General features: G+C 38.5%; 10 protein-coding genes. 3 read left to right on the forward strand and 7 right to left on the reverse strand.

All coding sequences use genetic code 11. The features are described from left to right. Nucleotides 1–14 precede the first annotated feature (14 nt). Nucleotides 15–2,951 (reverse strand): SusC/RagA family TonB-linked outer membrane protein, encoded by a 2,937-nt coding sequence (locus GN157_RS17255; RefSeq protein WP_157484720.1) that lies wholly within the window; start codon nucleotides 2,949–2,951, stop codon nucleotides 15–17. Nucleotides 2,952–3,334: 383 nt separating this feature from the next. On the opposite strand from GN157_RS17255, the gene GN157_RS17260 reads away from it, so the two are divergent. Next, entirely contained in the window at nucleotides 3,335–6,241 is a 2,907-nt protein-coding gene (locus tag GN157_RS17260; RefSeq protein ID WP_157484721.1) for a helix-turn-helix and ligand-binding sensor domain-containing protein, read from the forward strand. 68 nt (nucleotides 6,242–6,309) lie between these two features. On the opposite strand, the gene GN157_RS17265 is transcribed toward GN157_RS17260, so the two are convergent. The 4 genes from GN157_RS17265 to GN157_RS17280 form a co-directional block, all read right to left on the reverse strand. Further along, nucleotides 6,310–7,068: a succinate dehydrogenase/fumarate reductase iron-sulfur subunit gene (locus tag GN157_RS17265; protein WP_157484722.1), complete on the reverse strand. Its 759-nt coding sequence runs from the start codon at nucleotides 7,066–7,068 to the stop codon at nucleotides 6,310–6,312. 12 nt (nucleotides 7,069–7,080) lie between these two features. Next, the gene (locus GN157_RS17270) at nucleotides 7,081–9,090 is read right to left on the reverse strand and encodes a fumarate reductase/succinate dehydrogenase flavoprotein subunit (RefSeq protein ID WP_157484723.1); all 2,010 of its coding nucleotides are present in this window, start codon (nucleotides 9,088–9,090) and stop codon (nucleotides 7,081–7,083) included. Between the two features lie 15 nt (nucleotides 9,091–9,105). Beyond that, on the reverse strand, nucleotides 9,106–9,945 hold the full coding sequence (locus tag GN157_RS17275; RefSeq protein WP_157484724.1) for a succinate dehydrogenase cytochrome b subunit: 840 nt from the start codon (nucleotides 9,943–9,945) through the stop codon (nucleotides 9,106–9,108). Nucleotides 9,946–10,169: 224 nt separating this feature from the next. Continuing rightward, on the reverse strand, nucleotides 10,170–11,021 hold the full coding sequence (locus GN157_RS17280; RefSeq protein ID WP_157484725.1) for a ChaN family lipoprotein: 852 nt from the start codon (nucleotides 11,019–11,021) through the stop codon (nucleotides 10,170–10,172). A 176-nt stretch (nucleotides 11,022–11,197) separates the two neighbouring features. Between GN157_RS17280 and GN157_RS17285 the strand changes: the two genes are divergently transcribed. Next, complete coding sequence (locus tag GN157_RS17285) at nucleotides 11,198–12,553, forward strand: hydroxymethylglutaryl-CoA synthase family protein (protein WP_157484726.1); 1,356 nt, start codon at nucleotides 11,198–11,200, stop codon at nucleotides 12,551–12,553. Here the strand turns inward: GN157_RS17285 and GN157_RS17290 are convergent, their stop codons facing one another. Then, nucleotides 12,554–13,054, reverse strand: a complete 501-nt coding sequence (locus tag GN157_RS17290) for a hypothetical protein (protein WP_157484727.1) — start codon at nucleotides 13,052–13,054, stop codon at nucleotides 12,554–12,556. Between the two features lie 105 nt (nucleotides 13,055–13,159). On the opposite strand from GN157_RS17290, the gene GN157_RS17295 reads away from it, so the two are divergent. Further along, nucleotides 13,160–14,452, forward strand: coding sequence for an aminopeptidase P family protein (locus tag GN157_RS17295; protein ID WP_157484728.1), 1,293 nt, complete (start codon nucleotides 13,160–13,162; stop codon nucleotides 14,450–14,452). Between the two features lie 35 nt (nucleotides 14,453–14,487). Here GN157_RS17295 and GN157_RS17300 read toward each other — a convergent pair whose 3' ends face one another. After that, the gene (locus tag GN157_RS17300) at nucleotides 14,488–14,940 is read right to left on the reverse strand and encodes a hypothetical protein (RefSeq protein ID WP_157484729.1); all 453 of its coding nucleotides are present in this window, start codon (nucleotides 14,938–14,940) and stop codon (nucleotides 14,488–14,490) included. Nucleotides 14,941–15,107: the final 167 nt, after the last annotated feature.

Consider the following 15,107-nt stretch of genomic DNA (forward strand, 5'->3'; position numbering starts at 1 on the left):
TGCTGTTCTGTTAATTAAAGTGATGCCCTGATACCAAAAATTATGTTTCTGGTTTGCGGGTATGTTCCGTAATCTATACCATACACCTGTGTACTGTTTCCTGCAAAGTTTACCTCCGGGTCAAAACCTTTGTAGTTAGTAATAGTGAACAGGTTCTCTCCTGTGGTATAAATGCTCAGGTTACTAAGACCTATTTTATCGGTAACACTTTTAGTAAAATTGTAGCTTAATGTTATCGCTTTAAGTCTTAGGTACGATCCGTCTTCAATATATCTTGAAGAAATTCTTGAGTTAGCAATACTACCATCTGTAGATACTCTTGGGACATCAGTGATATCACCAGGCTGTTGCCAACGGTCTAATACTGCTGTCGACTGGTTTTTAGAATTAATCATACTTTCGGTCTCAATTCTTGTAGCGTTAAAAATATCGTTACCCTGAGAACCCTGGAAGAATATGTTAAGGTTAAAGTTTTTGTAACTTAAGTTATTGGTTACACCATAAATAAAATCAGGGTTAGGGTTACCAATAATCTTACGGTCGTCATCTGTAGGGTTAAAAGTTGCTTCTCCGTCTGCGCCAATATAGTACACATCACCAGTAGCCGAATCTACTCCACCCCACTCATAACCGTAAAAAGTACCTACCGGCTGGCCTTCCTCAAGGCGCACTGCATCACCTCTTCCGGCAACGTTACCTGTAGAAACTGTTTCACCTACAAGGCTGGTAATTTTATTTCTGTTGAAAGAAATATTAAGATCTGTTGTCCATCTAAACTCTCCATCCATGTTTACAGAGCTTACAGCAAATTCAAAACCTTTGTTTTCAATTTCACCAGCATTCACTAATGCAGTATCAAAACCTGTAGATCTTGGTATTGGTACATATAGTAAAAGGTCGTTACTGTTTTTCTTATAATAATCGGCTGTGAAACGTATTCTGTTATTAAACAGAGCTAAATCAACACCAATATTAAGTTGCTCTGAAGCTTCCCATTTCAAATCTTCATTCTGAATTCTTCCCGGATAGTTACCCGGCTGAGCAGCTCCGCCAATAGGATAGTTAGAACCCGGAACCACCGTACCATACCATGCATAATTTGAAATTCCTGTATCGTTACCTACAAGACCCCAACCTGCTCTAAGTTTCAAATCGCTTACAGTTTCTATATTAGAGAAAAACTCTTCGTTTGAAATTCTCCATCCTGCCGAGAACGACGGGAAGTAACCCCATTTTTGGTTTGGTCCGAATTTAGTAGAACCATCTGCCCTGAAGTTTGCTGTTAAAAGGTACTTATCATCAAAACCATAGTTTAATCTTGAAATTACCGATGAGTTAACCTGTTCTGTTTTATCTGCAGTAGCGGTAACAATTTGCGAACCTCCGTTTGGAGTAGAGATAGCATCTCCGGCAAAGTTTCTTGTTTCTATACTACTGTTCTCTGCACTCCATTTTTGGTACACTGTACCAGCAAGAGCCTCAAAATGGTGTTTTTTAACATCAAGAGTATACGTTAATGTATTCTCAAAGTTATAATAGTTATTTAACCATGTTTGGTAACGGCTTATACCTTTCATGGCACGCCCGTAACTTGTTGTATATGGATTTAGGAAATAATCACTTTTTGCATTGCTGAAGTCGATACCTAAAGCCGATCTGAATTTTAACCCTTTAAGAAAATTAATCTCTGTATATACATTACCAAAAACTCTTTGGTTTCTGTAACCTCTCTGAGCAGCATCTGTACTTGAAATTGGATTTTCCCAATCCTGGAATGGGTTACTTGTAAAAGTTCCGTTCTCATTATAAATACCAATGTTTTGTGGCGTTGTAAGTACCCCTAAGATAACACCCCCCTGATTAACGGCAGAGTTATCGGTCACATCTACATCATTATAATCAACATAATTAAAGTTAGTACCTACTTTCAGCCAGTCTGCAACTTCCTGAGAAAGGTTAACTTTAAATGTTTTTCTTTTCATTTCAGCACTTCTTACAGCACCTTGTTGGTTTACAACACCACCAGACATATAGTAAGAAGTTTTATTTGATTTACCTGAAACCGATATTTGATGACTGTTAGAGAAACCTGTTTGAAATACTTCATCCTGCCAGTTAGTATCGGCAGTATATAAGTCCCAGTTAGTATTTCTACCCATCTCTTCCATTAGGTCTCTATATTGTGCAGCGTTAAGCACATCCAGTTTTTTCCACACACTCTGGAAACCTACATAAGTATCATAAGTAATAACCGGTTTTTCTGTTTTACCTTGTTTAGTGGTAATAATCACAACACCATTACTACCCTGAGAACCGTAAATCGCAGCTGCCGAGGCATCTTTAAGTATAGACATACTCTCTATATCGGCCGGATTAAGAGAACGTGTATCTGACGTTACAACACCATCTATCACATAAATAGGATCACTACCACCCGCAATAGAACTCGTACCACGTACACGTACACTAAATCCGCCACCCGGTTTACCCGAGTTAGAAATAACCTGAACACCGGCTGCCTGACCCTGCATAAGGCTGCTTACCTGATTGTTTACACGGTTTTCAAATTTCTCACCATCAATGGTTGCAACAGCACCCGTAATATCTTTTTTATTCTGTGAACCATAACCCACAACAACTACCTCGCTAAGAAGTGTAGCATCTTCTGCCATTCTTACCTCAATAGTTCTGTTATCAATTACAGGAACTTCTTTAGTTCCGTATCCAATATAACTGAATACTAATACATCACCTGCATCGGCCTGAATAACAAAGTTACCGTCCATGTCTGTAGATGCATTAGCCAGCTTACCCTTTACAAGTATATTAACACCCGGTAGGGTAATACCTGTTGCATCGTCCACAACGTTACCTTTCACATCGATAGACTGTGCGAAAGCTGCGGTCGTAAAACACAACACAATTAAAATTAAGTAGTTTTTGAATCTCATAGATTTTAAGTTAGAGTTATTTAAATTAACAAGAACAACTTCATACTTTGCTATTTAGATTTTCCCAAACGGCCAAATTGAGAAAAACCTAATTTTAGTAAAATCGAAATCGTTTTCGGTTAAATTTTGATAGGTGCCAAATTATAATTATGTAAAGAACAGGGTTAAAAACTGCATACACTTTATTTACACCACTTATAAAAAAGCACTACTTTTTTAGTTACTTTTTTTTTACAAAAAACTAATAACCAATTTTTTAAAAGAAAAAAATAATTGCGTATTTCAATCTTTTTAATAGCTTTGCTTTCCCTTAAAAAGCTATTTTTACAACGTTTTCGCTTATTTTTATTTAACAAAGTGATGACAAAGCCTTAACAAAGCACATGAAAAAAAACATTTTATACATTTTCGCCCTCCTTTTTTTTCATTTATCGTTTTTTGGACAGGACTCCATAAAACCTACTCAGGCATTTACCGGAAAAATAAAACAGTATACCCGCAATGATTTTAATGCCGACCCTCAGTTCTGGACCATGTGTGAAGACAATAGTGGTACAATTTTTTTTGGTAATAATGACGGGGTCGTAATTTTTGACGGAGAACACTGGCAAAAAATAAACCTGCCTAACAATTCATCTGTAAGGAGCCTACAAATAGGGCATGACAACATGGTTTATGCCGGAGGTTACAACGAGATAGGCACTATACAAAAAGATAATAACGGAAGGTACTTTTACAAGTCCCTAATGGAAGACCTCCAACTGGAAAACAGGAACATTGAAAACATTTGGCAAATTCATGCTCTTAACAATAAACTATTGTGCCGTTCTTTTGATGAACTTATAGTTATTACCGGAAAAACAGCAACACACATTCCGGCAGCCAACTCGTTTATTTACTCTAACCTTGCCGGAAACAGCTACTATATACAGGATGTAAATCATGGCATTTTAAAACTGGACAGTAAAGGCAGGGAACTTACAACCGTATTCCCTTCCACCGAATATAACAACGAGGAAATATCAGCTATACTTCCGGAAGCAGGAGGCAAAATACTGGTAACTGTAAAATCAGGAAACGTGTATGAAGGTAATCCGGAAACCGGCACTATGCAGTTACTGAATAACGTTTTTACTAACCTGCCAAAAGACCAAATCATATCGGCCATACGATACTCGGCAGATGCTATTTTTCTGGGTACTTTAAGCTCAAAAATACTGGTAATAAACAACAAGGGTGAAGTACTTAAAACACCTGCCGTATTTCAAAACTTACAGGATGCCGTAATTCACCAACTGTACAAAACAGCTTCAAATAACGTATGGGCCATGCAAAACATTGGTCTTGCTTTTATCGATTTCAAATCACCATACACCTATCTGTTCAATAAGGCTTCGGTATACGATGCCCTTGTTCACAATAACACTTATTACCTGGCAACCAATCAGGGTGTGTATTATTCTACACAAAACTCAGGCTCACAGGCGCTTGATTTTAAAAAAGTCCCTAACCTACATGGGCAGGCTTGGTCAGTACAGCTTTTAGACGGAGATATTATTGCCGGACACGATAATGGTCTTTTTAAAATTGAAAACGGACAGGCTTCTAAAATTGGTACAGTGAACGGCTTTTGGAAAGCCACCCCAATAAAAAACAAGAAAAGCTTTTACCTCGCCTCACAATACAACGGGATATACCTACTGGAAAAGAATGAAGGCGAATGGATACTACACAACAAAATAACCGGTTTTGACGAATCGTCACGCGATATCATAGCTTCAGACGAAAACGACACTTACTGGATTTGCCACGGCTATAAAGGAGTTTTCAGGATAAGGATTAACCCTACCTATGAAAGGGTAGCCTCAGTTGACCATTTTACCAATAAAAATGGACTCGGATCATCATTTAACGTGAATGTTACCCGTTGGAAAAACGAGGTTGTATTCACCACCAATACCGGAATATACCGTTTTAACGCTAACAACAACCGATTTGAACCTCATGCCCAATTAAACTCTGTATTAGACAGTAGTAAAAACACCCGTAAACTTACCGAGTATGGCGACAAAACATGGTTTGTACAGGATGATGAGGCAGGTTACTTTTTCACCAATGAAAAGCACCCCAGCCTACACAAAGATCTTTTCCTGAATCTTAAAGGAAGCTTTAACCGTGGTATGGAATGTATTATTAGCCTTAATCCAAACAAGGTATTGTTTGGCACCACTACCGGACTATATCTATATAATATAGAAAGCAATAAAAACAGTGATGGCATTAATACTATAATCACCCAAATATCTTATTCAAAAGATCAGGAACTTAAATTATTACCGCTTTCAACCATTGAAGAAGCTACACTACCTAACCAAACTGATATATTACGTTTTGAGTTTGCCGCACCAAAAATGACTCACGGTACCGAGGTACAGTACAGCTATATACTGGAAAATGTAGACAAAAACTGGTCTACATGGCAAAACATTGCCTATAAGGAATACACCCACCTTAGGCCGGGTAATTATAGCTTTAAGGTAAAAAGCCGCAACACCGCCGGACTTACAGGTACCGAGACTGTATACAAGTTCACTATACTCCCTAAATGGTATCAAACTACATTAGCTTACGCACTGTATATAATAGGCGCCCTATTGCTTTTATTTGTGATTATACGCTATATCAGCAAGCGCATGGAACGGGAACATCAAAAAAGCCAGAAAGAGGCCCAGCGCACCAAAAAACTACTGGAACTGGAGTTGGAGCAATTAAAGTTACAGCGTGACAAGGAAGAAATTAAACGTGACAAAATGCACCTGGAGGAAGATGTACTGAATAAGAGTAAGGAACTAGCCAATTACACCATGCTACTGGCAAGTAAGAAAGATATTTTCTCTGAAATTACCGATGACCTTAAACAACTAAAGGAAAGCGTTAAGAATGAAGACTCCCGTAAAAAGATACTGGAGATGTTCCAAAAGCTTAACCAACATAAAATTGGCGAGGAATACATGGAGGTTTTTGATGTGAACTTTGAAAAGGTACACCATAATTTCTTTGAACGATTAAAGGAACTTAACCCTACCCTTACCAAGAGAGAACTAAGGCTATGTGCTTTCGTTAAAATGAACCTTACCAATAAGGAAATATCACCTCTGCTGAACATTTCCCTACGCGGTGTGGAGAACGCCCGTTACAGGGTTCGAAAAAAGCTTAATGTAAACCATGAGGATAACTTTGTTTCCTATCTGGAAGCCGTAGCCAACGAGGCAGGAGACACCACAGATTAAATAAAACAACATATAAATAAAAAAGCACCCGAATGGGTGCTTTTTTATATCGATAGAAAATGATATTCTTATTTGATACTTGCCACAAGGTATTCCCTGTTCATACGGGCAATGTTCTCAAGAGAAATTCCTTTAGGACATTCAACCTCACAAGCACCTGTATTAGTACAGTTACCAAATCCTTCCTCATCCATTTGTCTTACCATGTTAAGTACACGTTGAGTAGCCTCTACCTTACCTTGTGGTAATAAAGCATACTGAGATACTTTAGCACCTACAAACAGCATAGCAGAACCGTTTTTACAACTAGCTACACAAGCACCACAACCAATACATGCTGCAGCCTCAAACGATCTGTCTGCATCAAACTTAGCCACAGGGATAGCGTTAGCATCCATAGTACGGCCTGAAGTGTTTACAGAAACGAAACCACCAGCCTGCTGGATTCTGTCAAACGCAGTTCTGTCAACAATAAGGTCTTTAATTACAGGGAAAGCTTTAGATCTCCATGGCTCAACATAAATTGTATCGCCATCTTTAAAAGACCTCATGTGTAGCTGACATGTAGTGATTTTAGTATCAGGTCCGTGAGCTCTACCGTTAATGTAAAGCGAACACATACCACAAATACCTTCACGACAGTCGTGGTCAAACGCTACAGGTTCTTTTCTCTCTCCTACAAGCTGCTCGTTTAACTGATCAAGCATTTCAAGGAATGAGCTGCTTGTAGAAACATTATCAAGCTTGTAAGTCTCTATTTGTCCTTTAGATTTAGCATCTTTCTGACGCCAGATTTTAAGGGTTATGTTTATATATTTTGAAGCCATCTCTCTAGTTTTTTATTTGTAATTCCTTGCTGCAATTTTGATAAACTCATAGTTAAGTTCCTCTTTGTGCAACGTTTCTTTATTGATATCATCTCCCTGGTATTCCCAAGCTCCTACGAAAGAGAAGTTTTCGTCATCACGTAACGTCTCCCCTTCAGAATCCTGGTACTCTTCCCTAAAGTGACCTCCGGCAGATTCTTTACGTTGTAAAGCATCCATTGCCATTAGCTGACCAAGTTCCATGAAATCGGCAACACGAAGTGCTTTTTCAAGCTCGGTATTAAGCTCATTAGCAGTACCCGGTACATAAACATCATTATGAAACTCTTTTCTAAGCTCGTCTATCTCGTTGATAGCCTCTTTAAGTCCCTGCTCGTTACGGGCCATACCCACTTTGTTCCACATAATGTGACCCAGTTGTTTGTGGAAATGATCAACCGATTTAGAACCGTTATTGCTAAGGAATTTATCGATTTGTGCTTTCACGCTGTTCTCTGCTTCAGCAAACTCCGGTGAGTCTGTTGAGATTTTACCTGTACGAATATCGTTAGCTAGGTAATCAGAAACAGTGTAAGGAAGTACAAAGTAACCATCTGCAAGACCCTGCATAAGTGCAGAAGCACCTAAGCGGTTAGCACCGTGGTCAGAGAAGTTAGCCTCACCGGCAACAAAACAACCCGGAATTGTACTTTGCAGGTTATAGTCAACCCAAACACCACCCATGGTATAGTGTACCGCAGGATAAATTTTCATTGGTGTTTCATAAGGGTTTTCATCAGTAATTTTTTGGTACATCTGGAAAAGGTTACCATATTTCTCCTCAATCCATTGCTTACCAAGTTTGATTACCTCTTCGTCACTTGGGTTATGGTTACCCTGAGCGTAAGCGGTTTGTTTACCTTTGCTTACAATCTCTGAAGAGAAATCAAGATATACACCTTCGTTAGTATCGTTATCCTCAATACCGTAACCGGCATCACAACGCTCTTTTGCAGCTCTCGATGCAACGTCACGCGGTACAAGGTTACCAAAAGCAGGATATCTTCTTTCCAGGTAATAATCTCTATCAGCCTCTGCAATTTGTGTAGGTTTTAATTTACCTGCACGAATGGCCTCAGCATCTTCTTTTTTCTTAGGAACCCATATACGCCCTGAGTTACGTAATGACTCAGACATAAGCGTAAGCTTAGACTGGTTAGTACCGTGAACCGGGATACATGTTGGGTGAATTTGTACATAACAAGGGTTAGCGAAGTAAGCCCCTTTTTTATGTATTTTCCAGGCAGCTGTTACGTTACTTCCCATTGCATTTGTAGAAAGGAAATAAACGTTACCGTAACCACCTGATGCAATAATCACTGCGTGAGCAGAATGTCTTTCAAGCTCACCTGTAAGCAGGTTACGTGCAATGATACCACGAGCTTTACCGTCAACCTTAACGATGTCAAGCATTTCGTGACGGTTGTACATTTGTACACGACCAAGACCAATTTGTCTAGAAAGTGCTGAGTAAGCACCTAATAAAAGCTGCTGACCAGTTTGTCCTGCAGCATAAAAAGTACGCTGTACCTGTACACCACCAAATGAACGGTTATCAAGAAGTCCGCCGTAATCACGTGCAAACGGAACACCCTGAGCCACACACTGGTCTATAATATTACCGGAAACCTCTGCAAGACGGTGAACGTTTGCCTCACGCGCTCTGTAATCTCCTCCTTTAATCGTATCGTAAAACAGCCTGTAAACGCTGTCACCATCATTTTGATAATTTTTTGCAGCATTAATACCACCCTGTGCAGCAATTGAGTGCGCACGACGTGGAGAATCCTGAAAACAAAAAGCTTTTACATTGTACCCCATCTCACCAAGTGAAGCTGCAGCCGAAGCTCCTGCTAAACCTGTACCTACAACAATTACATCAATTTTAGGTCTGTTGTTTGGAGCAACCAGTTTTAAATGGTCTTTGTAATCCGTCCATTTGTCTGATATATGCCCTTCTGGTATTTTAGAATCTAACTTCATAGTATTGATGTTGATTTATTTTAGAATAAAGTGAATAAAAACCGGAATAGAAGCAAATAAAAGCGGTACTACTACAGAAAATGCCTTTCCGAAATTTTTGATAAGTGAATTGTATTTTGGATTGTTTAATCCTAACGATTGGAAAGCACTGCTAAACCCGTGGTACAGGTGGAATGCTAAAACAAACATTGCAAATACATATAGTATAGTGGCAAGTAAGCCCCATTTTTCATGTTTAAAGAAATCTACAGTTACTTTGTAAAGGTCTTTGTAACCTTCTTTAAGTTTTACATGAGCATTAGCATCATAGAAATCTTTTCTGTGCTTAATCTCTACATTACCCTGTTCAACCTGAGCTACCGGCATGTAACCGCCATCTGTAGTAAGGTAAAGCTCCTGCTTCATACCACCAACTTCGATTTCAACCTTTTGAAGCGGCATGTTTTCATCAAAATGCATTACTGCCCAAAAGTTAACCATGTGCGTAACAATGAAAACTAAAATCAAAGTACCTAAAACCGCCATGTTTCTTGAAGCCCAAACCGTATTGCTTGAAGCACTGTTTTTAACATAGCCTACAGGCCTTGCTTTTTTGTTTTGCACTGTAAGCACTATCCCGTCTACAGCGTGAAAAAGGATTGAGAAGTAAGTTAGGTAAGACAGTAATTTTACCGCCGGGTTAGTTGTCATAAACAACGCATACTTGTTGAAATTAAGAGCCGCGTTTTCTCCTGTTGCAAGCAATTGAAGGTTACCTATTAAGTGTCCGATTAAGAACAAACATAAAAATAAACCTGTCAAAGCCATCCAGTATTTTTTTGCAAGCGACGACTTCAATAGTGCAGATTTTGCCATAGTATTTGTGAAATATAGTTTTTTAAAAAATCATACAAAAATAAAGGTAAAAGAAATTAACTACAACCTTTGAGAGCTAATTTATAATCAGTATAAAGTAGGGCGATTTTATGCATTTTTTTCAGTAAAATTTTGCGAAATATCTTTTTAACCTTAAAAAACTTTAAAAAGCACAAAAAAATCACAATACGCTTATACATTTTTAGCTTATTATCAGTAAGCTATTAATGGGTTTTAGTCATATCCTCATCAACAACCAATATAAAATCGGCTTTACCTATGTTTTCTTCCTCCAGTTTTGACACCTCTTTTTGAGAAACCGATGATATTGTTATCACCTTTACATCAGGATCATTTTGTTTTAAATACCACGAAATACCCTCAAAATTATCACTGTGATAAGTTCCGTTAAAATGGATAAAAACATAATCATCCTTAATATTTTCGGTAATAAAATGCGCCATGGTTGCATCTTTAATAGCCTGCGCCTTTGGCATATTTTCGCCTCCACCATGACCACCCATCATTTCCATCATTTTTTTGTACCCCGGTAAAGTACCGTCATACGGTATTGGTAAAGGCGCTATCCAACTTTTTTCTTCATCACTAAGTGTTTCCAGCGATTCAATTCCCTGCTTATACACCTGGCTGGCATACCTACGTGGCACATTGGTAGCTACAAAAGGGATATTATTCTCCTTTGCATAGTCAACAATAGGCTTGTAATCGGTTTTATAATTACTCCATAAACGCGCAACGGTATCAAGCGCTTTTTGATCAATTTTACCATCGAGATACTGCTGTAGCTCATCCTGATTATCGGCTTCAAACATTTCGGCTCCAAGTACAAGATATTTTTGCGCAGCCATATCTTTTGTAAATTCCAACTGAAGCCAGTGCACAAGCGAATTGTCATGATATTCGCCAAAAAGCACCACTTGGGCTTCTTCGCTTTTCTTTAAAAGCTTCTTGTACGTTGTCTTTTTTCCGTCTTTTGTGTACAGTTGGTAGGGCTGTTTATCCTGAGCCTGAGCAGCTAAGGTAAAAAACAACAGTAATGCCAGTAATTTTTTCATAGGATAGTGGTATTTTAAACGGGACTAAATTAAGATATAATACTGTGTTTTAAAATTAATACATTGTAAAATTTTAGCCCTGTTTATTCTCAAATCCGCAAAAATGCCGTCTTCAGATATTTTTAAACATATTATTAGACTGGTCTGCGTAATTTTACCTTTCAAAACAGAATACAATGACTACCGGAATAGATGCTATCGCATTTGATATAGCTAAACTGCACTTACCCATTACAACACTTGCCAAAGCAAGGAATATAGATCCCGACAAACTTGAAAAAGGACTGGGACTATTAAAAATGACATTGCCCGACACTCATCAGGACACTGTTGTTTTTGCAGCAAACGCGCTTACCAGGCTTATAAAAGAGAACAATCTTGACCCTAAAGAGATTTCGCGTATATATGTGGGTACAGAAAGCGGTATTGACAGCTCTAAACCCATAGGGTCGTTTGTAGTAACATTAATGGAGCAGTTGCATGGTGAAGGCAGTTTTTCACATTGCGATACGGTAGATTTAACTTTTGCCTGTATAGGTGGCGTAGACGCTTTGCAAAACTGCATTGATTATGTAAGGTTGAATCCGGAACAAAAGGCGGTAGTTATTACCAGTGATATTGCCAAGTATGATTTGGAATCGACCGGAGAATATACTCAGGGCGCAGGCGCACTTGCCATGCTTGTAACCGCTAACCCAAGGATTATTGCCTTTAACCACAAGTGGACTGTTAGCACAAAAGGGGTATTTGACTTTTTTAAACCGTACCGCACCATAGAAAAAAAAGACATAAACAGCAACACTAATAACGACGAGTGGTTTGGCAACCTTGAGGCAGAAATTGAAATACACAAAGATCAGCCTGTATTTGACGGACAGTATTCCAACCAATGTTATACCGATCGTACCCGTGAAGCTTATTTCAGGTTTAAAGAAGCCAACAATATTACAGGTTCTCTTTACAGCAGATGGGAAAGCATTATAATGCACCTGCCTTATGCTTACCAGGGTCGCAGGATGTTTAGTGAAATATTTGCTCTCGATGCAGAAACACCTATTCTAACTGAAGGAAGCGAAGACTATGCTACTAAACTGAAAGAAATAAGCAAAAGCGACGAATACAGGAGTTTTGTAAACCACAAAATGCAACCCGCCGAACCGGCATCATCGCTTATAGGTAACCTTTACACAGGCTCGGTATTTATGGGACTGTTATCGGCGCTAAGTCAGTATAACGAGAAAGGCAATGACGTTACCGGAAAAACATTTGGGTTCCTTGCCTACGGTAGTGGCTCTAAATCAAAAGTATTTGAAGGCACAATACAAAACGGATGGAAGGCAGCAACAGAAAAAGCTCAGCTTTTTGAAACGCTTGCAAAAAGCCATGAAATCAATTTTGAAACCTATTTGGCTTTACATAAAAAAGAACAGCAAACAAGCCTGCTACAACCTCATAACGAATGGGTTTTAGACCATATAGAAAAAGAAAAACCTAACTTAACAGGTGCAAGATATTATAAGTGGGTAGAGTAATTATTCCTCTACCCTAAGCTTTTTAAAATAGTGTTTCTTATCGGCAAAATCGATAAAATACTCCGGTATGGTATTGTTTTTACGGGCATATTCGCCATCGGCATAAACCCCATAACCGAAGCCACATTCATATTGCTCGTCTAAAATTTCAATAATCAGTTTATCATCGGTAAAGGTCATACTCCATTTACACCCATCATCAGAATATTGTGTTTTACGCTCAAAAACACCCTTCCCGTCAACAATGCTCACCTTGCCATATAGGTCACCCATATTGTAAGAAGGCTCTCCCACTTCAATATTAATATAGAAAAGAATGGTAGAATCACTCTCCGGATATACAAGCACCTCCCCGTTCCCGAAGTCGGTTCCTTCACCATAGGTATATTTCCCTGCATACTTAGCCGTTTCAAGTTCTGCCGTGTCCTTTTTTCTCATTTGTGCACTGCCAACTGATGAAACCAACAGGAAAGCAGCTAAAACGAAATATATTTTTCTCATGATGTGGCTATTAATTTTAGTAAATATAAAAAACTCACCCATTCGTTTAACATTATTTCGTTTTAATCTTAGTACTTTTGGTATTCAAAATAAAAAACGTTTATCATGAAATACCATCAGATAGACCGCAACCTGTTTATAAAGAACCGTAAAAAATTTACGGCAGAAATGAAACCGAAAAGCGTTGCGGTATTCAATTCAAACGATATTTACCCTATTAGTGCCGACAGCACCATACCTTTCCAGCAACACCGTGATATTTTTTACCTGAGCGGTGTAGACCAGGAAGAAAGCATACTGTTACTTTGTCCGGATGCTCCATATGAGCACCTGCGCGAAATACTTTTCCTTCGTGAAACTAACGAACACATTGCTGTTTGGGAAGGTGAAAAACTGACTAAAGACCGTGCTTTTGAAGTATCGGGTATTAAAAGCGTGTATTGGCTACAGGACTTCGAAAAGGTTCTTTTTGAGGTAATGACCTACTGCGACACCATGTACATTAATACAAACGAGCACTATCGTTCATCTGTACAAACAGAAACACGCGAGGCACGTTTTGTAAAATGGTGGAAAGAGAAATACCCTGCGCATCAGGTAGCAAAAAGCAACCCTATACTGCAACGCCTTCGTTCCATTAAAGAAAGTGAAGAGCTTGACCTACTACAAAAGGCTTGTGACATTACCGAAAAAGGTTTCCGCAGAGTGCTTTCGTTCACCAAACCGGGTGTAATGGAATATGAAATTGAAGCCGAATTTATCCATGAGTTCATCCGTAACCGTTCTAAAGGTTTTGCTTATGGACCAATTATCGCATCGGGGGCAAATGCTAACGTACTGCACTATGTGGAGAACAACCAGCAATGCCGCGAGGGCGAACTGATTCTTTTTGATGTAGGTGCCGAATATGCCAACTACTCAAGTGATATGTCGCGTACTATACCAGTATCAGGTCGTTTTACCGACAGACAAAAACAGGTATACAACGCCGTACTACGTGTTAAGGATGAGGCTACAAAAATGCTTGTACCGGGCGCACTATGGAAACAGTACCATGTGGAAGTTGGTAAAATAATGACATCAGAACTTTTAGGACTTGGTCTTTTAGATAAAGCTGATGTACAGAACGAAAACCCGGACTGGCCTGCGTACAAAAAGTACTTTATGCACGGTACGTCTCACCACTTAGGTCTTGACACTCACGATTATGGTTTACTGGTTGAACCAATGAAACCAAATATGGTATTTACCGTGGAACCGGGAATTTATATTCCTGCCGAAGGTTTCGGTATCCGTCTTGAAGATGATGTAGTAATACAGGAAAGTGGCGAGCCGTTTAACCTGATGCGCAATATCCCTATTGAGGCAGACGAGATTGAAAGCTTAATGAATGAATAAAAATAAAAAGGCCGGTTAAACCGGCCTTTTTATTTTTATTTCTTTTTCCCAAATATCTTTTTAAGCTGTTTTGGAGTATAGTACGGTAAAACTTTTTCATAAGCAGATCCAACATGCGTTACATAAGGATATATTTTACCAAGCATCTTCTTATACTCAAAGATAAGTTTTTCACCTTTTAGTATATCTACAGTAAATGAATCACCCTCTTTAACATTGGAGAAATCAGTAAACAACCCGTATAAAGTATCTAAATCACTATAATTAAAGTAAAAAAGCTCGTACTTATCCGTTTGAGTATACTCTGTGTCTCTATATATAAATGAGCAAGTTCCATCATCGGTCTTATTAATTTGACCAAATAAAACGCCCATAGGCTTGGCCGCACCAATAACCTCAACCTTAGACTCCTTATTTTTAGTAACTTTCATTTGGCTAAATGCCGATACAGATAAAACAAGACAAAAAATGGTAAGAATTTTTTTCATGATTTAATAATTAATTTTTTAAATATTTACTTGTTAATTTTTTAATGCGACAAATATATACAATTTAAAAAGACAAATAAACTTTTAATCTCATTTCAATACTTAAGCGATCAATTATTCTTAACATTTTAGAAGAGAATAACTTTATCATAATACTCTGTAAAGAT

It is taken from the genome of Flavobacterium rakeshii (genome assembly GCF_009741375.1).
GTDB classification, from domain to species: domain Bacteria; phylum Bacteroidota; class Bacteroidia; order Flavobacteriales; family Flavobacteriaceae; genus Flavobacterium; species Flavobacterium rakeshii.